The sequence below is a fragment of the Pseudomonas ulcerans genome, from assembly GCF_036324125.1.
Classification (GTDB): Bacteria; Pseudomonadota; Gammaproteobacteria; order Pseudomonadales; family Pseudomonadaceae; genus Aquipseudomonas; species Aquipseudomonas ulcerans.
Genome location: NZ_JAZDQN010000029.1, coordinates 58,934 through 79,409, shown reverse-complemented (window position 1 = coordinate 79,409; position 20,476 = coordinate 58,934). Strand labels below are relative to the sequence as shown.

General features: G+C 64.5%; 17 protein-coding genes. 7 read left to right on the top strand and 10 right to left on the bottom strand.

Annotation, left to right across the window (positions count from 1 at the left end):
• The 3 genes from V0R59_RS22470 to V0R59_RS22460 form a co-directional block, all read right to left on the bottom strand.
• Positions 1 to 119 (bottom strand): thiamine pyrophosphate-binding protein (locus V0R59_RS22470; protein WP_146050469.1); only part of this gene is annotated, 119 nt, incomplete at its 3' end.
• Between the two features lie 187 nt (positions 120 to 306).
• Positions 307 to 1,659, bottom strand: coding sequence for an MFS transporter (locus tag V0R59_RS22465; RefSeq protein WP_330076862.1), 1,353 nt, complete (start codon positions 1,657 to 1,659; stop codon positions 307 to 309).
• Between the two features lie 85 nt (positions 1,660 to 1,744).
• Entirely contained in the window at positions 1,745 to 3,484 is a 1,740-nt protein-coding gene (locus V0R59_RS22460; RefSeq protein WP_330076861.1) for an IlvD/Edd family dehydratase, read from the bottom strand.
• A 194-nt stretch (positions 3,485 to 3,678) separates the two neighbouring features.
• On the opposite strand from V0R59_RS22460, the gene V0R59_RS22455 reads away from it, so the two are divergent.
• Positions 3,679 to 4,359 (top strand): GntR family transcriptional regulator, encoded by a 681-nt coding sequence (locus V0R59_RS22455; RefSeq protein WP_330076860.1) that lies wholly within the window; start codon positions 3,679 to 3,681, stop codon positions 4,357 to 4,359.
• Between the two features lie 97 nt (positions 4,360 to 4,456).
• On the opposite strand, the gene V0R59_RS22450 is transcribed toward V0R59_RS22455, so the two are convergent.
• A complete protein-coding gene (locus V0R59_RS22450; RefSeq protein WP_330076859.1) occupies positions 4,457 to 5,374 on the bottom strand; it encodes a LysR family transcriptional regulator in 918 nt (305 codons plus the stop codon).
• Positions 5,375 to 5,463: 89 nt separating this feature from the next.
• Here V0R59_RS22450 and V0R59_RS22445 point away from each other — a divergent pair, with 89 nt between their 5' ends.
• From V0R59_RS22445 to V0R59_RS22425, 5 genes are all read left to right on the top strand, one after another.
• Complete coding sequence (locus V0R59_RS22445) at positions 5,464 to 6,246, top strand: NAD(P)H-dependent oxidoreductase (protein WP_330076858.1); 783 nt, start codon at positions 5,464 to 5,466, stop codon at positions 6,244 to 6,246.
• Positions 6,247 to 6,355: 109 nt separating this feature from the next.
• A complete protein-coding gene (locus V0R59_RS22440; RefSeq protein ID WP_330076857.1) occupies positions 6,356 to 8,401 on the top strand; it encodes a hybrid sensor histidine kinase/response regulator in 2,046 nt (681 codons plus the stop codon).
• 100 nt (positions 8,402 to 8,501) lie between these two features.
• Positions 8,502 to 9,671 (top strand): N-acetylmuramoyl-L-alanine amidase, encoded by a 1,170-nt coding sequence (locus V0R59_RS22435; protein WP_330076856.1) that lies wholly within the window; start codon positions 8,502 to 8,504, stop codon positions 9,669 to 9,671.
• A 65-nt stretch (positions 9,672 to 9,736) separates the two neighbouring features.
• A complete protein-coding gene (gene ykgO, locus V0R59_RS22430; protein ID WP_330076855.1) occupies positions 9,737 to 9,877 on the top strand; it encodes a type B 50S ribosomal protein L36 in 141 nt (46 codons plus the stop codon).
• Positions 9,878 to 9,972: 95 nt separating this feature from the next.
• Complete coding sequence (locus tag V0R59_RS22425; protein ID WP_330076854.1) at positions 9,973 to 12,072, top strand: TonB-dependent receptor; 2,100 nt, start codon at positions 9,973 to 9,975, stop codon at positions 12,070 to 12,072.
• A 130-nt stretch (positions 12,073 to 12,202) separates the two neighbouring features.
• Here the strand turns inward: V0R59_RS22425 and V0R59_RS22420 are convergent, their stop codons facing one another.
• The 5 genes from V0R59_RS22420 to V0R59_RS22400 all read right to left on the bottom strand — a co-directional run bounded on the left by V0R59_RS22420 (position 12,203) and on the right by V0R59_RS22400 (position 17,660).
• Positions 12,203 to 13,453: an OprD family porin gene (locus tag V0R59_RS22420; protein ID WP_330076853.1), complete on the bottom strand. Its 1,251-nt coding sequence runs from the start codon at positions 13,451 to 13,453 to the stop codon at positions 12,203 to 12,205.
• 78 nt (positions 13,454 to 13,531) lie between these two features.
• Complete coding sequence (locus V0R59_RS22415) at positions 13,532 to 14,914, bottom strand: tripartite tricarboxylate transporter permease (RefSeq protein WP_330076852.1); 1,383 nt, start codon at positions 14,912 to 14,914, stop codon at positions 13,532 to 13,534.
• Positions 14,914 to 15,366 (bottom strand): hypothetical protein, encoded by a 453-nt coding sequence (locus V0R59_RS22410; protein ID WP_330076851.1) that lies wholly within the window; start codon positions 15,364 to 15,366, stop codon positions 14,914 to 14,916. Before V0R59_RS22410 ends, V0R59_RS22415 begins: the two co-directional genes overlap by 1 nt.
• A gap of 102 nt (positions 15,367 to 15,468) precedes the next feature.
• On the bottom strand, positions 15,469 to 16,377 hold the full coding sequence (locus V0R59_RS22405; RefSeq protein ID WP_330076850.1) for a hydroxymethylglutaryl-CoA lyase: 909 nt from the start codon (positions 16,375 to 16,377) through the stop codon (positions 15,469 to 15,471).
• Positions 16,374 to 17,660, bottom strand: coding sequence for a hydroxymethylglutaryl-CoA reductase, degradative (locus V0R59_RS22400; RefSeq protein ID WP_330076849.1), 1,287 nt, complete (start codon positions 17,658 to 17,660; stop codon positions 16,374 to 16,376). Before V0R59_RS22400 ends, V0R59_RS22405 begins: the two co-directional genes overlap by 4 nt.
• A gap of 150 nt (positions 17,661 to 17,810) precedes the next feature.
• Here V0R59_RS22400 and V0R59_RS22395 point away from each other — a divergent pair, with 150 nt between their 5' ends.
• A complete protein-coding gene (locus tag V0R59_RS22395) occupies positions 17,811 to 19,181 on the top strand; it encodes an aminotransferase-like domain-containing protein (protein WP_330076848.1) in 1,371 nt (456 codons plus the stop codon).
• Between the two features lie 4 nt (positions 19,182 to 19,185).
• Here V0R59_RS22395 and V0R59_RS22390 read toward each other — a convergent pair whose 3' ends face one another.
• Positions 19,186 to 20,439 carry an arsenic transporter gene (locus V0R59_RS22390; protein ID WP_330076864.1) on the bottom strand — a complete coding sequence of 418 codons (1,254 nt, stop codon included), beginning with the start codon at positions 20,437 to 20,439 and terminating at the stop codon, positions 19,186 to 19,188.
• Positions 20,440 to 20,476 lie beyond the last annotated feature (37 nt).

Sequence of the window (20,476 nt, the reverse complement as noted above, 5' to 3'; positions counted from 1 at the left end):
ATCTTCGACTTGCGCAGGGATTCCAGCAGGTCGAGGTTTTCCTCGCCGGGAATGCCGAACACATACTCGACACCTTCGTTTTCCAGGCATTGCACAACGACATCGGCGGCCTTGGCCATCTTGATTCTCACCTCTTTTTTCTAATGACGGTTTGAAAACAAAGTATTTGCTAGATCTGAAAAAATCCGCCGCAGCAAGTTTTTGCTGCGGCGGGAAAATGGGTATTGCTCGATAGGTTAAGCCGCGTATCTGCTTTGAGGTTTAAATAGGCGAACAATTAAATTTCATTGTTGAGCGCCCCGTCGGTCACTTGGCTTGAAAGGCTTTGGTAATTGGTTGTTGGCAGTCGTCGGATTTATATTCCATACGCTCGATTTTCCCGACGATAAACAGGTAGCAGAACATTGCTATAAGGGCATTGGCTGCGACGAACACCAGAGCAGTTTCAAAGGAACCCGTTGCTTGCAGGATCAGACCGATGATGATCGGCGTAGTGATACCTGCTGTGTTGCCGAATGCGTTGAACATGCCTCCGCACAGACCGGCAATCTGCTTCGGAGCAGTGTCGGCCACAACTGCCCAACCGATGGCGCCGAAGCCTTTGCCGAAGTAGGCAAGCGCCATGATCGCTACGATCAGCCACTCAGCGTCAACGTAGTTACAGGCGACCATGCAGGTAGACATCAGCATGCCCAGTACCAGTGGGGCTTTGCGTGCGAAAGTCAGAGATTTCCCCTTGCGTATCATGCCGTCGGAGATGATGCCGCCCAGCACGCCGCCCAGGAACCCGCAGATAGCCGGAATAGAAGCGATGAAGCCGGCTTTGAGGATCGACATTCCACGGTCTTGAACCAGGTACACCGGGAACCAGGTCAGGAAGAAGTAGGAGAGGGTATTGATGCAGTATTGGCCGATGAATACGCCCAGCATCATGCGGTTGGTCAAAAGCTGCTTGAATGCCGACAGGCTAGGTTTGACGGCATCACTTTTGGCGCCGGTCTGATCCATGTCGATGATGCCGCCGCCGTCGGCAATGTGTTTTAGTTCTTCAGCATTGATGCGAGGGTGTTGTTTTGGCGAGTAGACGGTCTTGAGCCAGACCCCGGCCATGATCATGCCCAGGGAGCCCATCACTACAAACACATAATGCCAACCGAACTGGTAGACAATCCACGCCATGAAGGGGGCGAACAGTACGGTTGCAAAGTACTGGGCGGAGGTGAAGATACCTGCTGCAGTACCGCGTTCTGCCGAAGGGAACCATGCTGCAGCCATTCGGCTGTTACCTGGGAAGGATGGCGACTCGGCTAGCCCAACCAGAAAACGAAGGGCGAACATTACAACTACGGCAACGGAAACGCTGTACCAACCGACGGTTGCCTGCAAGATGGTGAACAAGGACCAGAGAAAGATGCTCCACGCGTAAACGCGTTTGGTACCGAACCGATCCAGCAACCAGCCACCAGGGATCTGGCCCGCCACATAGGCCCAAGCGAATGCAGAGAACAAGAAACCCATCTGAACCGGCGTGATGCCTAGTTCCTTCTGCATTGACGAACCGACAATTGAAAGGATTGCACGGTCGGCATAGTTTATTGTTGTTACCAAGAACAGTAACAGCAGAATGAAATAGCGAATGCGGGTAGGGCGCGCGTTCATTTGAACACCTCTTGTTATTGTCATATAAGCCGATAGCGCCTTGGCGCTACCGGTCTTCAATCAAGCTTCAGTTTGTTGAGAAGCCTTACTTCGCTGGCACGCGTGCAATCATTTGCGGAGGACGCAGGAATTCGAAGTCGCAGCCCTTGTCGGCCTGGGTCATTTGTTCGTAGAACAGTCTGCGGTAACCACGCTCGGCATCAACGGGTTTGGGGAGCACCAGATTGGAGCGGCGAGTAGCGAGCTCCTCATCCGAAACCTTGAGCTCAATGCAGCGTTCGCTGACGCTGAGGCGGATGCGGTCACCGTTCTGAACCAGCGCAAGTGGCCCGCCCAGCGCGGCTTCCGGAGTGACGTGAAGAACAATGGTGCCGGCAGCAGTCCCGCTCATGCGACCATCGGAAATTCGCACCATATCCTTGACGCCTTGGCGAGCCAGCTTCTTCGGAATAGGCAGGTAGCCGGCTTCAGGCATGCCTGGTGCACCGATCGGGCCGATATTCTTGAGAACCAGCACGTCGTCGGCATTGACGTCCAGATCTGGATCATCGATGCGGTTAGCCATGTCTTCGGAGTTCTCGAACACGACCGCGCGGCCTTCATGCTCCATTAGCTTCGCATTGGCTGCGGACTGCTTGATTATTGCGCCATCCGGAGCCAGGTTGCCCTTCAGGAAAGCGATACCGCCGGCAGGGTAGATCGGGTTCGAGACGCTGCGAACCACGTCCTGCTTGTACTCTGGGAAGTCTTCCAGCTCCTCGCCCAGTGTGCGACCGCTCACGGTCATCGCATCCAGGTGCAACTGGGGCTTCAGCTCACGCAGTACCGACTGCAGGCCTCCGGCGCGGTGGAGATCTTCCATATAGTGCTGACCAGATGGTTTCAAGTCGACCAGGACCGGGGTTTCGCGGCTCATGCGGTCGAACGCTTCGAGGTCGATCTCGTAGCCCATGCGGCCCGCGATGCCGGTCAGGTGAATGATGCCGTTAGTGGAGCCGCCGATGGCCAGCAGAATACGCAGGGCGTTCTCGAAAGCCTTCTCGGTCAGGATCTTGTCCGGAGTCAGGCCACTTCGGGCGTTGCGTACTGCCTGGCGACCGCTTTCTTCTGCAATGCGGATTCGATCGCTGGTGACGGCAGGTGGAGTCGCCCCTCCAGGCATGACAATACCGAGGGCTTCACCGAGACACGCCATAGTGCTCGCCGTACCCATTACCGAGCAGGTGCCGACGCTGGCCACCAGCTTGTTGTTCACTTCGCTGATTTCCTGCTGGTCGATCTCCTCAGCGCGGTACTGACCCCAGAACCGGCGGCAGTCGGTGCAGGCCCCCACGCGCTCGCCGCGATGGCCACCAGTAAGCATGGAGCCCGTTACGAGCTGGATCATCGGGACGTTGGCTGACGCCGCCCCCATCAATTGGGCCGGCACGGTTTTGTCGCAACCACCGATAAGCACCACGGCGTCCATCGGCTGGGCGCGAATCATCTCTTCAGTGTCCATCGCCATAAGGTTGCGCAGGTACATGCTGGTAGGAGCAGAGAAGCTTTCAGCGATGGAGATCGTCGGGAAGTCGATAGCCAGACCGCCTTCCATCATGACACCGCGCTTTACGGCCTCGATGAGCTGCGGAGCGTTACCGTGGCAGGGGTTGTAACCACTGCCCGTGTTGGCAATACCGATGATCGTACGATCCAGGGCATCGTCGCTGTAGCCAGCACCTTTGATGAAGGCTTTGCGCAGAAATAGCGCGAAGCCGGTGTCGCCGTAATTGGTCAGCCCTTTGCGAATGCCAGTGGGTCTGATGACAGAGGAATTGTCAGGCATGGATCACCTACCGCTTATTATTGGATTAATCATCGACCAGATTATCAATAATCTGTTGGGCGGATGAGAACACGATCACGCTTCAACTGCAAGCGCGGATCGTCGGGGAAATTATTGATAATCTAGCGGCTGCGGTAATCCTCGTTTTGTGGCAGTCTTCTCCTCGTCCGCACCACCGTTTTTAAGGCAGCCCCATGCAGCTCATCGACACAGAGACCCCGGCCAACGGGCTTGAACAGACCGTTCGCATTCTTGAAGAGGAGATAGTCCTGGGCTTTCTTCATCCGAGGGAGCGGCTGGTCGAGGACGAACTGCTGGAGCGTTTCGGTCTCAAAAGACACGTGGTGCGGCAGGTGCTGGTCGAGCTTGAGCGGATGGGGCTCGTGGAGCGCAAGCGCAACGTGGGTGCATTGGTGCGCGCGTACACGGCAAAGGAGGTAGAAGACCTCTATGCCGTTCGCGAGCTTCTCGAATGTCAGTGTGTCCGGCTCATCAAGTTTCCGGTAAGCGAGACCGATCTGAACAACCTGATCGCGATCCAGACCATCCATGACGAGATGGTGGCTGCAGGAAATCTGCGCGGCGCTTTCAGAGCTAACATGCAGTTCCACAAGGTTCTCTTCGGGCTTTCAGACAATGCGGTCCTGGTGGTTGCGACTCAAGATCATGCGCAGCGCGCCCATTCCATTCGTTCGTCTTCTCTGGTGATAAGCGATCAACTGGAGCGTGCTCGTCGCGAGCACTGGTTGATCATCGAAGCATTGAAGGTCGGTGATGTGGAGAGATTGGTTCAGTTGTGCAGTGACCATCTCAAGCCTTCGCGAGATACCTACGTCTCCCATTACCAGCTTCGCGATAGCCAAAAGAACCTGTAGAACCCGTGCGCACTTTTGCCGGTTGAGCCACCTGATCCTGATGAAAGTCGCGTGGCCGACCGGCTTCCATTGTCGGCAGCCATGATTCGCGACCCCGCTACCGCCAGTTACGATCGCCTCCCAAGCACTCCCCAATCACCCCCCGCAACCACCGATGCCCCGGATCCCGATGCACCCGCTCCGGCCACAGCATCAGCATCTCGAAGCTCCGCACCGCCAGCGGCGCGTCCACCACCTTCAACCGTGCATCGCCAACCACCAGCCGTTCCGGCACCATCGCCACCAGGTCCGAACTGGCCAGCACTGAAGCCAGCAGCATGAAATGCGGCACCGACAGCACTACCTGTCGGCTCAGCCCCCGTTCCGCCAGGGCGTTATCGGTTGGCCCGTGGAAACCCCCGCCATCCGGCGAGACGATCACCTGCTCCAGGGCACAGAACTGCTTCAGCGTCGGTTTGCGTCGCAGCCCGGGGTGATCCGTCCGGCCCACCAGCACATAGCGCTCGACGAACAGCGAGCGCTGGCGCAGTTCCGCCGGCGCCTGTTCGGCGATATGGAAGGCCATGTCGATCTCGCCCAGTTCGGCCTGGCGCACCAGTGCGGAGGGTTGCAGGTCGAGTACGGCCAGCCGGGTCGCTGGCGCGGCGGCGCGAAGGGTGGCCAGTGCCGGCAGGAGAATGGTCGAGGCGCCGTAGTCGGTGGCCGCCACGCGCCAGGTCTGGCTGGCGGCCGCCGGGTCGAAGGGCTGGGCCGGGGCAATCGCCAGTTGCAAGGCTTCCAGCGCCTGGCGCAAGGGCGTCCGCAACGCCTCGGCCCGGGCGGTGGGGCGCATGCCCCGCGGACCGGGGAGCAGCAGCGGGTCGTCGAGCAGGTCCCGCAGTCTTGCCAGTTGCACGCTGACCGTCGGCTGCGCCAGGTGCAGGCGCTGCGCCGCGCGGGTGACGTTGAGCTCGGTGAGCAGGGCGTCGAGGGTCACCAGCAGGTTGAGGTCGAGACGCCGTAGGGAATCATGCATGGCAATACCTGGCATATTGGATATTCATTTTAACTATACCGAGGCGACGCCCATCATGCGCGGCATATCCCAAGTCACGGAGCCCCACCATGAATGTGCTGATCGTCCATGCCCATCCCGAACCCCGTTCCCTCAACGGCTCGCTCAAGGACCACGCGGTCGCCCACCTGCAGCGCCAGGGCCATGCGGTGCAGGTGTCGGATCTCTATGCCATGGGTTTCAACCCGCTGATCTCTGCCGCCGACAACACCCAAGGCCAGCCGGGCGTGCGTTTTCGCGTCTCCGAGGACTCGCGCCAGGCCTTTGCCGACGGTACCCAGAGCGCCGACATCGCCCGGGAACAGGACAAGCTGCGCTGGGCCGACGCGCTGATCCTGCAGTTCCCGCTGTGGTGGTTCGGCCTGCCGGCGATCCTCAAGGGCTGGGTCGAACGGGTCTATGCCTATGGCTTCGCCTACGGCGTCGGCGAGCATTCCGACCAGCACTGGGGCGACCGCTACGGCGAGGGCAGCATGAGCGGCAAGCGCGCCATGCTCATGGTCACCACCGGTGGCTGGGCTTCGCACTATGAGCCACGGGGCATCAACGGGCCGATGGAGGCGATCCTGTTCCCGATCCAGCACGGCATCCTGTTCTACCCGGGGTTTGAGGTGCTGCCGCCGTTCGTCCTGCATCGCACCAGCCGTGTCGACGAGGCGGCGTTCGCGGCCGCCTGCACGGCGCTGGAGCAGCGCCTGGATGGCTTGTGGAGCGACGCGCCGATCCCTTACCGGCGGCAGAATGGCGGCGACTACCTGATCCCGCAGTTGACCCTGCGGCCGGACCTGGCGCCGGGGGAGGAGGGCCTGGCGGTGCACTTGCAACGGGATTGATACGGTCGAGGGGTGGAATTTTCTCAAGGCGACGGTAGTCTTTTTCCTACATCCGCTTTGTCGGATGTCGACTCTCCCAACTGCCCAGCCCGCCGCCCCGAGGTCCGCCATGAATCCAGAGCCCCCAGCGCCCGCCAGCGATCACGCCAGGCCAGCCGATCCCGACGGGGCCCTTGAACGCTTGCAACTGGCGCTGGATTCCGGGGCCATCAGCGGCACCTGGGTCTGGGATATCCCGAACAACAGCGTTACCGCCGACCAGCGCTTTTCCCGGGCATTCGGGCTACCGGCGGAGCGCTGCCAGAGCGGTATGCCCATCGAGGAGGCCTTCACCTCGATCCATCCGGAAGACGCAGGTCGGGTCGCTGCCGATATCCAGCGGACCCTGGAACTGGGGGGCACGTTTCGCTGCGAGTACCGGGTACGCCAGGACGACGGTCGCTATCGCTGGGTCGAAGCCAGCGGCCGTGCCGAGCGCAACGCCGAAGGGCAGGCGGTGCGTTTCCCGGGTGTGCTGGTCGATATCGAATCGCGCCGTGCCGCAGAAGCGGAGCGCGACCGCATCTCGGCGCTGCTGCGCACCTTTGCCGAAGCGGTGCCCGGCGTGGTCTACGCCAAGGACCTCGACGGTCGCATGCTGGTGGCCAACCACGGCACTACCGAGCTCATCGGCAAGCCGCCGTCGTTCTACCTGGGCAAGACCGACCTTGAATTCCTCGAGGACAAGGACCAGGCCCGCCAGATCATGGTCACCGACCAGCGCATCATGCAGGGCGGCAAGGCCGAGCAGATCGAGGAACGGGTCGACATGCCCGACGGCACGGCGGCCATCTGGCTGTCGGTCAAGGCGCCGCTGCTGGACGATGCCGGCAACGTCATCGGCTTGATCGGCTCGTCCATCGATGTCACCGCCAAGAAGGCCGCCGAGCAAGCGCTGCTGGACCTCAACCGGACCCTGGAAGCGCGCATCGCCGAGGCCGTCGCCGAGAGCGAAGCCGCCCATGCTGCCTTGCGCCAGGCGCAGAAGATGGAGGCGGTAGGCCAACTCACCGGGGGCATCGCTCATGACTTCAACAACCTGCTGGCGGGTATCACCGGCAGCCTGGACCTTATCAAGCTGCGCCTGGGCCAGGGCCGCACGGTCGATCTGGAACGTTACGTGGCGGTGGCATATGGGGCCGCGCAACGGGCCGCGGCCTTGATCCACCGGCTGCTGGCGTTTTCCCGGCAACAGACCCTGTCGCCGGTGCCGACCGATATCAACGCCCTGGTCAGCGGCATGGAAGAGCTGATCCAGCGCACCGTGGGGCCGAGCATCGAGGTTGCGGTGAGGCTGGAGGCGACCCGCGCCACCTGTCTGGTGGACCCTGCGCAGGTGGAGAATGCGCTGCTCAACCTGTGCATCAACGCCCGGGATGCGTTGCGGGGCGGCGGCCATTTGCAGATTCGCACCTTCCACCAGCATCTGTCGGCAGACCAGGACCTTGCGGCCGGTGAGTATCTGACGGTGTGCGTCGAGGACGATGGCGCCGGCATGAGCCCGGAGGTGCTGTCCAGGGCCTTCGAGCCGTTCTTCACCACCAAGCCGGTGGGCGCTGGCTCCGGGCTGGGGCTGCCGATGATCTATGGCTTTGCCCGGCAGTCCGGGGGGCAGGTCAGGATCGAGTCCGGGGTGGGCGAGGGCACGCGGGTGTTCCTGCTCCTGCCGCTGCGGGACCTGCCGCTGCCGGCGGCCGAAGAGATACAGGCCAGTCCCGTGCTGCCGACCAGCAGCACCGGCGCCACGATCCTGGTGGTGGAAGACGAGGCGTCGGTGCGCGCTTTCGTCAGCGAAACCCTGGCCAGCCAGGGTTATGCGGTGATCGAGGCGGGCGACAGCAAGGCCGGCTTGCGCCTGTTGCGCTCGGACATCACGATCGACGCGCTGGTCACCGACATTGGCTTGCCCGGCGGAATGGATGGCCATCGCATGGTCCTGGAGAGTCGCGCGGTGCGTCCGCATCTGCCGGTGCTGTTCATGACCGGGTACGCGCATCCGGAGGTCCTCGACAATTCGCCGCTGGACCCGCCCGGGATGGTCCTGACCAAGCCGTTCGCCCTGGATGCCTTTCTCCGTGCTCTGGATGGGTTGTTGAAGAAAGCCAGCAGAGGTTGACGCTCCGTTTTTCAATAAGCTCAAAACGTTATAATGTATCTTTTTGCATCCTCTCAAGGCGACAAGACCATGTCCCTGGGAAACGAAGGTGTACGAAGGTATGGACAGACGTAGCTTGTTGAAATTTCTTCTCGCCGGCCTGGCGCTGCCGATTCCGTTGGTGGCCCAGGCCTCTCAAGTGGTGCGACGGGTCAGCGTGGACCGGAAGGACGGCGCTACCCGCTTGCTGCTCGACGTCAATGGGCCGGTGGTCGCCAACAGTTTTTCCCTGGAATCCCCACCGCGGCTGGTATTGGACCTGCACCAGACAACGCTCGAAGCCTCACTGGGCGACTTGGTGCTCGACGGCACGCCAGTGCAGGCGATCCGCAGCGGCACGACGCCGGCAGGGGACTTGCGCCTGGTCCTGGACCTGCGCCAGGCCGATGTGCGTGGTCAGCTTCGGCCGATGCTCGCCAGTGATCGCCGGTTGGAACTGGTGCTGCAGGGCGGTGCGGGCAAGGTCGTCCAGCGCCCTGCGGCAAAGAGCGGTCGCGATCTGCTGGTGGTGATCGATGCCGGCCATGGCGGCAAGGATCCGGGGGCAGTGGGCGCCAAGGGCGAGCAGGAAAAGCTCGTGGCCTTGCAGATTGCCGCATTGCTGGCCAGGCGCATCGATGCGCAGAAGGGCTACAAGGCCCGGCTGACCCGCTCGGGTGACATCTTCATTCCCTTGCGCAAGCGCGCCGAACTGGCCCAGCGCCTGAATGCCGACCTGTTCGTCTCCGTGCACGCCGATGCGGCGCCGCGGCTGACTGCCTCGGGCGCCTCGGTGTTCGCCCTGTCCCAGGGCGGTGCCAGTTCCTCGATGGCGCGCTGGATGGCAGAACGGGAAAACGGTGCCGATGCGGTTGGCGGTGGCCTGACGGTCAAGCTGCGCCGGGACGATCCCATGGTTGCCGGGGTCCTGCTCGACATGGCGTTGAACGCGACCATTTCCACCAGCCTGGACCTCGGCCACCAGGTGCTCACCCGGTTGGGCGGGGTGTCCGGGCTGCACCAGTCGAGGGTAGAGCAGGCCGGGTTCGCCGTCCTCAAGTCCGCTGCCGTGCCGTCGATCCTGGTGGAAACAGGTTTCATCTCGAACGCGGGCGACTGCCGACGCCTGCATGACGCACGGCATCAGCGCAAGGTCGCCGAGGCGATCTTCGCCGGGATCGACGGTCACTTCCGCCAGCAGCCGCCCGTGGGCAGCCTGCTTATGGCCCTGGCCCAAGACAGCCAGGCTTGATATTGCAAGTTGTAACCAAGAATCATTTGCGATAATGTTACGTTATTACATGTCGGAGATATGCCATGCAGGTGCTTTCCTCGCTCAAGCAAGCCAAACGCCGCCACCGTGACTGCCAGGTGGTCAAACGTCACGGTCGCCTCTATGTGATCTGCAAATCCAATCCGCGCTTCAAGGCCCGGCAGGGAGGTGTGAAGAAGAAATAGGCGCGCTAGAGCCTTCGTCGGGCTGATGGCGCATTCATATCAATTCCTGTAGGGTGTCGCAAATGTTAGGTTATAACATCTATAAGGCATGACTCATGCAGGAATCGTTGAAACGCGGCAAGGCTTGGATGTTCACCGGCGCCGCCCTGGCTGCCGGTTTAGGCTCTGTCGATCCGTTGCTGGCGGACGACAGGGCGACCACCGAACTGAGTGCCATCGAAGTGGTGGGGGAAGGCAAGGGCTCGACGGCGGTCCAGCCGCTGGCCCGCAGCAAGGTCAGCAACGCTCCGCAGAGCCTGCCTGCCGCCGTCTCGACCATCACCGACGACGAGATACGCACCCTCAACGTCGACCGGGACATTTCCAACATCTACCGCCGCGTGCCGGGGGTTGTCGCCAACAACATCGACCAGGGCGACACCGGCAACGGCTTTCGCATGCGCGGCTTCGCCACCAACGGCACCCATGGCGCCGACGTCGCGGTCTACGTCGACGGCGTGCCGCAGAACATTCCGTCGAGCCAGGGCGGTGCCGGTCACGGTCCGGTGTTCCTCGAATGGCTGACCCCGCAGATGATCAAGCGGGTCGATGTCATCAAGGGACCGGTGTCCGCCTTGTATGGCGACCAGAACCGCGCCGGCGCGGTAAATATCGAGACCCTCGATGGCGGCGACGTGGCCTCCAGCATCGGCCTGGATATCGCCAGCTACGATGGTCGCCGCGCCAACCTGGTGCTGGCTGGCGAGCACGAAGGGTTCGAGTCGCTGTTCGTCGCCGATGTGTACAAGACCAACGGCTATCGCAAGGCCGCCGAGACCAACCGCGACAACTACTTCTGGAAAGTCTCCAAGGTCATCGACGATGCCAGGTATTCGGCGCGCTTCAGTCACTACGACTCGGACTTCAGGAACGACGGCTACCTCAACCTGCCGGCCCTGAAGGCCGGCACCATCAGCCGGCGCGACACCGACAACCTGTATGGCTTCGGCAACGCCAACCGCAATACCTACGTGTTCAACCGTGCCCCCGCCCATGACGAAGCCGGGCTCTACTACACCGCCTATTACGAGGACTTCAAGCGGGTACGGGCGATTTCCAATGGCAGCAACACCCACAACTACGGCAAGGATGATCGCGATATCTATGGCGGTCGCCTGGCCTGGAACTTCGTCGTCGATGACCGGGCGTCCCTGATGATCGGCGCCGACGCGCGCCGCGACAACGGCGATGCCTTGCGCCAGCAATACCGCAACTTCGAGCCGACGCAGAATTTCTACTACGACTTCGACATGGACCTGATCACCTATGGCGTGTTTGCCCAGGGCCAGTACAAGCCGTTCGACTCGCTGAAGGTGCTGGCGGGCATCCGCTACGACCGCTTCGACTACGACATCGACAACCTCAAGTTCCGCAATGCCGACACCGGTTACCACAGCTCGGTGACCACGCCCAAGCTGGGCCTGGCGTGGACGCCCATCGACCAACTGGAACTGTTCACCAACTTCGCCGAAGGCTTCCGTTCGCCGGCGGCCGAGTACATCAGTTCCGGCAGTGGCAATGCGTTACCGCTGAGCGAAACCGGTGGCCGGATCAATGGCGATGTGCGGCCGAGCAAGGTCAAGTCCTACGATATCGGTTTCACCCTGCGGCCCTCGCAGCGCCTGTCCAGCACCACCGAGTTCTACTACATCGAAAACGACAGCGAGACGGTGCAGACCTCGCCCGGCCTCTACGAACAAGTGGGCGACACCACCCGCCGCGGCGCCGAGACCAGCGTCAACTACCAGCTAAGTTCCACCGTCAGCACCTACGCCAGCTACGGCCGAATCATCGACGCGGTGATCAACAACCCGCCGGCGGGCACCGGGGCGCGGCTGGTGGTGCCCGAGCACACCTACAAGGCGGGCGTGCAGTACCGCGACCGTTTCCTCGATGGCCAGCTCACGCTGAATGCCGACGTGTATCACCTGTCCGGGATTCCGTACTACATCGGCACCGAGAAGCACGAGATGGACCCGTACACGCGCTATGACCTGCGCGCCAGCTACGACTACAGCGACTACCAGTTCAGCCTGTACGGGACCTTCCAGCCCCATCGCTACGGAACCGAGGTGGCCTACGGCACCAACGCTGGCCTTGTGATCGTGCCGCAGCCGTCGACCACGCTGGGGGCTTCAGTGAGGTACTTCTTCTGAAGGGTCTATCTACACATCTCGAGCGATGGCCGACGCAGCTCCTACCGGGACCGCGCCGCATGGGTAGTTTGGGTAAACCGGAAGATGTGTAGATACCCATGCTTCCGCAGGCGCTGTGGCGCCTGCAGCCTCAGAACAGCGCCAACGGATAGCTGACGATCAGCCGGTGCTCATCGAATTCGTTGCTGCTGAAGTCGCGGCGCAGGGTCGAGTTGCGCCACCTGAGGGTCAGGTCGCGAAGGCTGCCGCTTTGCACGGTGTAGGCCAGTTCGGTTTCGCGCCCCCATTCCTTGCCATCGCTGACGCTGCCGGTGCGCACATGGTCGCCGCTGATGTAGCGGGTCATGAACTGCAACCCCGGCAGGCCGTCCACCGCGAAATCATGGTCGTAGCGCAGTTGCCAGGAACGCTCGCGGGCGTTGTCGTAGCTGGAGTTGTAGCTGTCGTTGGCCAGGCTGGTGCCGGCCGTGCCGTTGACCCGCATCCAGCCGGTATCGCCGCTGACCCGTTGCAGGCCGAGGTAGAAGGTGTGCCCGCCGGTACGCGCCGAGAGCAGCAGGGAGGCGGTGCGGTTGTCCATCTCGCCGGCCAGCGAACGGCCGCTGTCCTTGCCGACGAACCAGCCGAGGTTGGCGCCCAGGGTCCAGTTGCCCACGGCCTGGCGGTGGGTCAGGTTGTAGTACTGCTGGCGGTAGATGTCCTGCAGGTCCGAGTGCCAGACGCCGATCTGGGTGGCCTTGTCGTTGAGCAGGTATTCGCCACCGAGGATGTCCAGGCGATCCGAGGTCGCGCCCGGGCGTCCGGCCATGAACAGGTCGTCCATGCTCGCGTCGTTGCGCGGGCTGTTGCCCCGGAAGCGGGCGCCGTAGAGGGTCAGGTCGTCGATCTCCCGGGAGGTCAGCTGGGCGCCCTGGAAGGTCTGCGGCAACGAGCGGCCGTCGTCCGAGCGCAGCACCGGCAGCATCGGCGACCATTCGCCGACCTTCAGTTCGGTGGCTGACACCCGTGCTTTCAGCGCCACGCCCAGGCGCCCGAAATCATGCGCCGGACGCCCGTCGTCGTGCACCGGCAGCAGTTGGGTATTGGCCGTGCCGCGGCCGCCATCGAGTTTTACCGAGTACAGCCCCAGCACATCCACGCCGAAGCCGACCACGCCCTGGGTAAAGCCCGAGCGGGCGTCGAGGATGAAGCTCTGGGTCCATTCCTCGGCCTTGCCTTGCGGGTACGCCGGGTCGACGAAATTGCGGTTGATGTAGAAATTGCGCAGGGTCAGGCCGGCCTTGGCGTCGTCGACGAAGCCTGCGGCCTGGGCAGCGGTGGTGCCGAGCAGCAGGCAGGCGCAGGCCGCCGGCAGGCGGCGCGAGGGGCAAAGGATATTCATTGTTGTTGTTCCTTTCTTGCGGGCGAGTGAAGCCACGCAGCCGCCCGGGGCTGCGTGGGAGAGGGTGTGAGGATCAGGTCAGGCGAACAGGGCGACGATGGCCGGCACGCTGAGCACGGCCGTGTAGTAGCCCATGAACTGCACGCCGATGTTGAAGCCGATGAAGCGCTGCAGGAAACCGCCCAGCAGGCCGACGGTGAGGATCACCAGCAGGCCGAGCAGGCCACCTTCCCAGAGGCCGATCACCAGGATCAGGCCGACGAAGGTGGCGATCACCGCCTCGTGGCTGATGCGCCGCGAGACGAACGAGGCGGCGCGGTGGGCGAAGTTCATCGAGAAGGGGTAGGCGATCAGGATCGCGATCAGCACGGCGAGCATGCCGAAGGCGAGGAACTCCCAGGCACTGAGCAGGTTGTGCAGGTTGTTCACCTGGCCGCTGGCGCTGTCCACGGTAAAGCGTGGCGGGGCGTTGAACAGCGGGGCGGCAGGACCGGCGGCCACCGGGCTGAGGGGCAGGCCGAAGGCGATCAGCGGGATCAGCGCCTCGGCGATGTAGGTGGACTCGGTGACGCCGTTGCGCACGCTGATCACCGAGGTCAGGCGATGGTAGGCGTGCTTGATGCGCGCACCGACCACTTCGCCGAGGATCACTGTCATCGCCACCGGGCTGAACACGAAGGTGGCGCTCGACACGGTGGCGGTGGTCAGGGTCCAGCCGGCCTGGCGGCGGTCCAGCACCTTGAGCGGGTTGGGGAACCAGCCGCCCCAGCCCTTGACGTCCGGCGACAGGGAGAAGGTGCGCGGTTCGCTGCGCTTCATCCGTGCCCGTTCCGCCGGGGCGAGCATGGCGAACAGGGCGGCGATCAGCGGGCCGATGGCGATGCCGAGGAAGTAGCTGACGCTGAGCTTGACCCCATGCTGGCCGGTCAGGGTCTGCAGGGCGATGATCACCATCACGAACGGCACCAGCGCCAATACCGAGGCCCAGCGCCCCGCCGAAAACCAGGCGATGGTGGTGGCGGCGGCGAGGAACACCCAGGGTGCGGCCTGCTTGATGCCGTCGCCGAACGGCGCCAGCAGCACGGCGAACAGTACCGCCAGGGGCACGGCCACCAGGGCGGCGATCACCGCTCCGGAAATCATCTTGCGCAGGGCGATATGGGGTACGCCGAGGTTGCGCAGGAAGTTCGCCTCGCGCATCAGCGGCGTGGCCATGGTATCGCCGGGGATGCCCAGCAGGGCAGTGGGCACGGCGTGGGTCATGTGCTTGGCCACCGCGCCGGCGAGGAAGAAGGTGAACACCCCGGCGGCGGGCACGCCGAGCAGCACCACCAGCAGGGTCAGGGGCGCCAGGGTGGTGGTCTCGTCGCTGCCGGAGATCAGGCCGATGGCGGAAAACACCACGGCGCCGATCACGCCCATCAGCGCGGCAATCAGGATCTGGTCGAACAGGGCGTCCATCAGGCGGTACCTCGCTTCAGGGTTGGGGCGGGGCTGTGGGCAGGCGTCGGGCGGGCCGGGTCGGCCTCGTCGAACAGGCGTTCCAGACCCAGCTCGCGCAGTTCGTTGCGGACTTCCGGCGGCAGCTCGGAAAGCTGGCCGATACCGCCGTATTCGCTGCGCAGTTCCTCGATCACCTGCTGGCGCCAGGCCGGGTCGGCGACGTGCTCCACCACATGGCGCTTGGGCTTGAACAGCCAGGCACTGACCCCGCCGCCCAGCAGCGAGCCAAGGATGCCCAGGAGCATGGCGTAGGCGCGGGCCATCTGGCTGGATTCGACCCAGCCGGTGAGCAGGTGCGCGGCGAGGAAGAAGGCGCCCAGGCTGCAGGCGGCGCCGACGGCGATGGAGGCGAGCAGGTGGCGGCTATCCACGGTGTCGCCCCAGACTTCGTAGAGGTTGTCGTCAGCCATGGTCCACCTCCGAGGGGAGGCGGTGCAGGCGGCATTCTAGTGTCATCGGAATTCTCCTGCCCTTGCGGGCTTGTTGTTTTTGTTCGGGAGCCACGGTCGCTGTCAGTCTTCGCGCTTGCTCCTTGCCGCCAGGGCCAGGCCCGCCCGGGAGCGGCTGGCGATGCCCAGTACCGCGCTGATCCGCGCGCCGACCCGGGCCACCGTAGGCAGGTCGACGCCGGTGGCGAAGCCCATGCCGTGCAGCAGGTAGAGCAGGTCCTCGGTGGCCACGTTGCCGCTGGCGCCGGGGGAGTAGGGGCAGCCGCCGAGGCCGGCCACCGAGCTGTCGAAGGTACGTACGCCCAGTGCCAGCGCGGCGTGCACGTTGGCGATGGCCATGCCCCAGGTGTCATGGAAGTGCCCGGCCAGGACGCTGACCGGCAGTTGCCCGGCGCAGTGTTCGACCAGCCGCGCGGTTTCGTCCGGGCGGCCGGCGCCGATGGTGTCGCCCAGGCTGATCTCGTAGCAGCCCAGTTCATGCAGGCGGCGGGCCACCGAGGCGACTGCCTCGGGGGCCACCGCGCCGCTGAAGGGGCAGCCGAGCACGCAGGATACATAGCCGCGCACGCGGATGCCGGCTTCCCTGGCAGCTCGCAGCACCGGGGCGAAGCGCTCGAAGCTTTCGTCGATGGAGCAATTGATGTTGTTGCGCGAGAACGCCTCCGAGGCCGCGGCGAACACCGCCACCTCGCGGCACCCCGCCTGCCGGGCAGCTTCGAAACCCTGAAGGTTGGGCACCAGGGCGCTGTAGTTGATCCCGTCGTCGCCAGGCAACTGGCGAAACACCTCGTCGCTGCCCGCCATCTGCGGCACCCAGCGCGGCGAGACGAAGGCGCCGCCCTCGATATGCCGCAGGCCGGTCGCCGCCAGTTCCCCGATCAGCCCCAGGCGCGAAGCCACCGGCAAATGCCGGGGCTCGTTCTGCAGGCCGTCACGCGGGCCGACCTCGAAGACCTTTACCGCCCCGTTCATTCGCCACGCTTCTGTTTCAGCAGTTCGACGGCGCGGTCGGCGCGCACGTCGTGGTCCTGCACCAGTTGCCGGGCGACCCAGTCCACCTCGTCGCCGCGGGCACCGGCGACCACCGCGATATTGCGCGCGTGCAGGGCCATGTGACCACGCTGGATGCCTTCGGTGGCCAGGGCGCGCATGGCCCCGAGGTTCTGCGCCAGGCCCACGGCCACGGCGATTTCCGCGAGGTCCTGGGCGGTCTTGACGCCGAGGATGCGCAGCGACAGTTGCGCCAGCGGATGGGTCTTGGTGGCGCCGCCCACCAGGCCAACCGGCATCGGCATTTCCAGGGTGCCGACCAGGTGGCCGTTGCCGTCCTTTTCCCAGGTGGTCAGCGAGCCGTAATGGCCGCTGCGGCAGGCGTAGGCATGGGCGCCGGCCTCGACGGCGCGCCAGTCGTTGCCGGTGGCGACGATCAGCGGGTCGATGCCGTTCATGATGCCCTTGTTGTGGGTGGCCGCCCGGTACGGGTCGACGGCGGCGAAGGTATAGGCGTCGAGGATGCCTTCGATCACCGCCTCGCCGCTGAACTCGGCGGACTTCAACTGTTCCGGAGTGATCCGTACCTGGGCCCGGGCCAGGCGCAGGTCGGCCAGGTTGGAGAGGATGCGCAGGCGCACCTTGCCGCCGGTGATTTCCTCCATCAGCGGCGCCACGGCCTCGGCCATGGTGTTGACGGTGTTGGCGCCCATGGCGTCGCGCACGTCGACGATCAGGTGCGCTACCAGCATCGGTCCGCGCGGGGTGTCGACGAAGCTGTGCACCTCGATGTCGCGGCAGCCGCCGCCGAGGCGGTTGAGCAACTGGTCCTTGCGGTTGGCCAGTTCGATGATCTCGTCCTTGCGCCGCAGCAGGCTCAGGCGCGCGTTGAGCGGGTCGCGGACTTCTACGATCTGCACCTGGGCACGCATCAGCGGGGCACTGCTGGAGGTGATGAAGCCACCGTTGGCCCGGGCCAGCTTGGCCATGTAGGAGGCGGCGGCGACGATCGAGGGTTCTTCCACCACCAGCGGTACCAGCACATCGCGGCCATTGACCTGGAAGTTGCTGGCCACCGCGTAGGGCAGTTCGAATTTGCCGATGACGTTTTCGATCATGCCGTTGGCGATGTCCATCGGCAGGGCGCCGGCTTCGGCCAGCAGGCGCAGGTCGTCGCCGCCCAGGTCGAGCAGGCGGCCGATATGGTCGAGGCGAGCGGCAGGGGACAGGTTGCGGAAATCGGGCAGGCGGGAGTCGAGGCTCATGGGGGCTCCTTTGGAGTCGTTGTTGTTGGGCGGCGGCTTGAGCGCGTCGCCGGCGTGGTGCTAAATGTGCAGCCACTGTGCCCTCGAATAAAGGTACAGTTTCGGCCAACAGTACCCAGACTGTACCCATGACAGCCCAGGAGCCCACCCATGGCCCGCGTCACCCTTGCCCAGCAGGTCGCCGATTCGGTGGAGCAGCAGATCCGCGCCGGCGTGCTCAAGGCCGGCGACCGCCTGCCGTCGCTGCGCGAATACATGCGCCTGCACGGGCATTCGAAGAACACCGTGATCACCGCCTACGAGATCCTCGCTTCCAAGGGACTGGTGGAGGCGCGGCACGGCCAGGGCTTTTTCGTCGCGCTGCTGGTGCAGGCCGCCGAAGTGGATGAAACACCGCCCTACACCCGGGCCATGGACACCATCTGGATGATGCGCCAGCAGTTCGTCCGCGAACCCGGGCTGGCGCCGCTGGGAGAAGGTTTTGCGCCGGTGGCCTGGCTGCAGGACATGCGCCTGGACCGCTTTACCCGGCAGGTCATGCGCAGCGGCGCCGGCAACCTGTTCCGCTACGGCAACCGCCTTGGCCACCCGGGGCTGCGCCAGAGCCTGGTGCGCAAGCTGGCCAGCTACGCCATCAGCGCCACGCCGCGGCAGATCGTCACCACCCACGGCGCCAACCATGCCCTCGACCTGATCATCCGCCGCTTCGTGGTACCGGGGGATGCGGTGCTGGTGGAGAACCCGGGCTACTACCCGCTGTTCGGCAAGCTGCAGTTGCAGGGGGCGCGGCTGTTGAGCGTGCCGCGCCTGGCCGACGGCCCGGACATGGATGCCCTGGAGGCCCTGCTGCGGGTCGAACGGCCGCGGCTTTTCTTCATCCAGTCGGTGTGCCACAACCCCACCGGCTCGGACATTTCCCCAGCCAAGGCGCACCGCCTGCTGCAACTGGCCGAGCGCCACGACCTGCTGCTGGTGGAGGACGATGCCCTGGCCGATTTCAAGCCCAGTTCGGCGCTCAAGGTCGCGGCCCTGGACCAGTTGCGCCGTTCGCTGTACATCGGCAGCTTTTCCAAATCGGTGTCGGCGGCGTTGCGGGTGGGCTATATCGCCGGGAGCAAGGAGATCATCGATGAACTGGCCGACCTGCAGATGATGCTGCACACCAGTTGCTCGGAACTGTGCGAGCGCACGGCGGAGGTGATTCTCGGTGAGGGGCACTTCCTGCGCCACCTGATGCGCCTGCAGGACCGGGTGCGCGAAGCGACCGCCGGTGGCCTGCGGGTGCTGGACGAGTTGGGCGCCGAAGTGTTCTGCCGGCCGGAGCAAAGCCTGTACCTCTGGGCGCGCTTTGCCGGGATCGAGGACACCGCCGTGCTGACCCGCGAGGTGCAGGCCAGGGGCGTGATGCTGGCGCCGGGTGCGATCTTCCAGGTCAACCAGAAGGATGTGACGCCGTGGACGCGCTTGAACGTGGCGTACCTGCAGGAGCCGGTGTTCGCGGAGTGCATCCGCCGCGGCTGATCCCTCACCAGCCCAGCGCCAGCAGCGCCCCCGTCAAGGCTGGCGGCATCACCAGCAGCCCCAGGCGCAGGAAGCGCCAGGCCCCCACATGCTCGCCTTCGCGACGGATCGCCACCAGCCACAGCAAGGTCGCCAGGGAGCCGGTGATCGACAGGTTCGGCCCCAGGTCGACACCGATCAGCAGCGCGGCCGTGGTCTGCTGCGGCAAGTCCACGCTGTGGCCCATGGACCCCGCGATCAGCCCCGTGGGCAGGTTGTTCATCAGGTTGCTGGCGATGGCCACGCCGACCCCGGCGACCCAGTTGGCCTGGGTCGGCGAGTCCTGTGCCAGGGCCGCCAGGCCGTGGGCCAGGCGTTCGATGACACCGGTCTGCGCCACGGCCTCCACCAGCACGAACAGGCCCGCTACCAGCGGCAGCACGCCCCAGGCCACATGGCGCAGCACCGGCAGTGGGCTGCGCCGCTGCAGCAGGTGGATCAGCGCGGTGGTGACGACCCCGGCACAGAAGGTCGGCAGGCCCAGCGCCAGGTCCAGCGCCGAAGCGCTCAGCAGCAGTGCTGCGGTCACGGCGATGCCTGCGGCGCACAGCCGCGCTCCGCGAGACAGCGGCCGGTCTTCGAGGGTCAGGACCAGCGGCTGGCGGATCTGCCGACGCTGGGCGAGGCGCAGCATCAGGTAGGTGAGGACGATCGCCGCCAGCGAGGGCAGGGTGAACTGCCGCAGCCAGTCCGGCAGCGGCGGCATCTGGCTGCCGAACACCACCAGGTTGGCCGGGTTGGAGACGGGCAGCACGAAGCTTGCGGCATTGGCGATGAAGGCGCAGATGAACAGGTACGGCAGGGGCTCGGCCCGGGCCGCCTTGCACGCGGCATACACCGCCGGGGTCAGGACCACGGCGGTGGCGTCGTTGGAGAGGAACACGGTGACCAGGGTGCCGACCAGGAACACCAGGTCGAACAGGCGCTGCCCCGAGCCACGGGCGTGGATCACCGCATAGCGCGCGAGCCAGTCGAACAGCCCTTCCTGGCGCGCCAGTTCCGCCAGCACCATCATGCCGACCAGGAACAGGTAGACGTCGCCGCCCTTGGCAACGGCGGCCAGCGCGTCGTGCGGGCTGATCAGCCCGAAGACCCCGAGCAGCAGCGCGCCGCCCATGGCCCAGACGTACTCGGGGATGCGCCAGGGGCGCAGGATGACGCCGGCGGTGGCGAGGGCGGCGACGGTCCAGATGATCAGCGGGGTGTCGAAGGCGGGCATGTTGGCGTTCAGGGTCCGGCAGGGGTGGGCGGGGTTG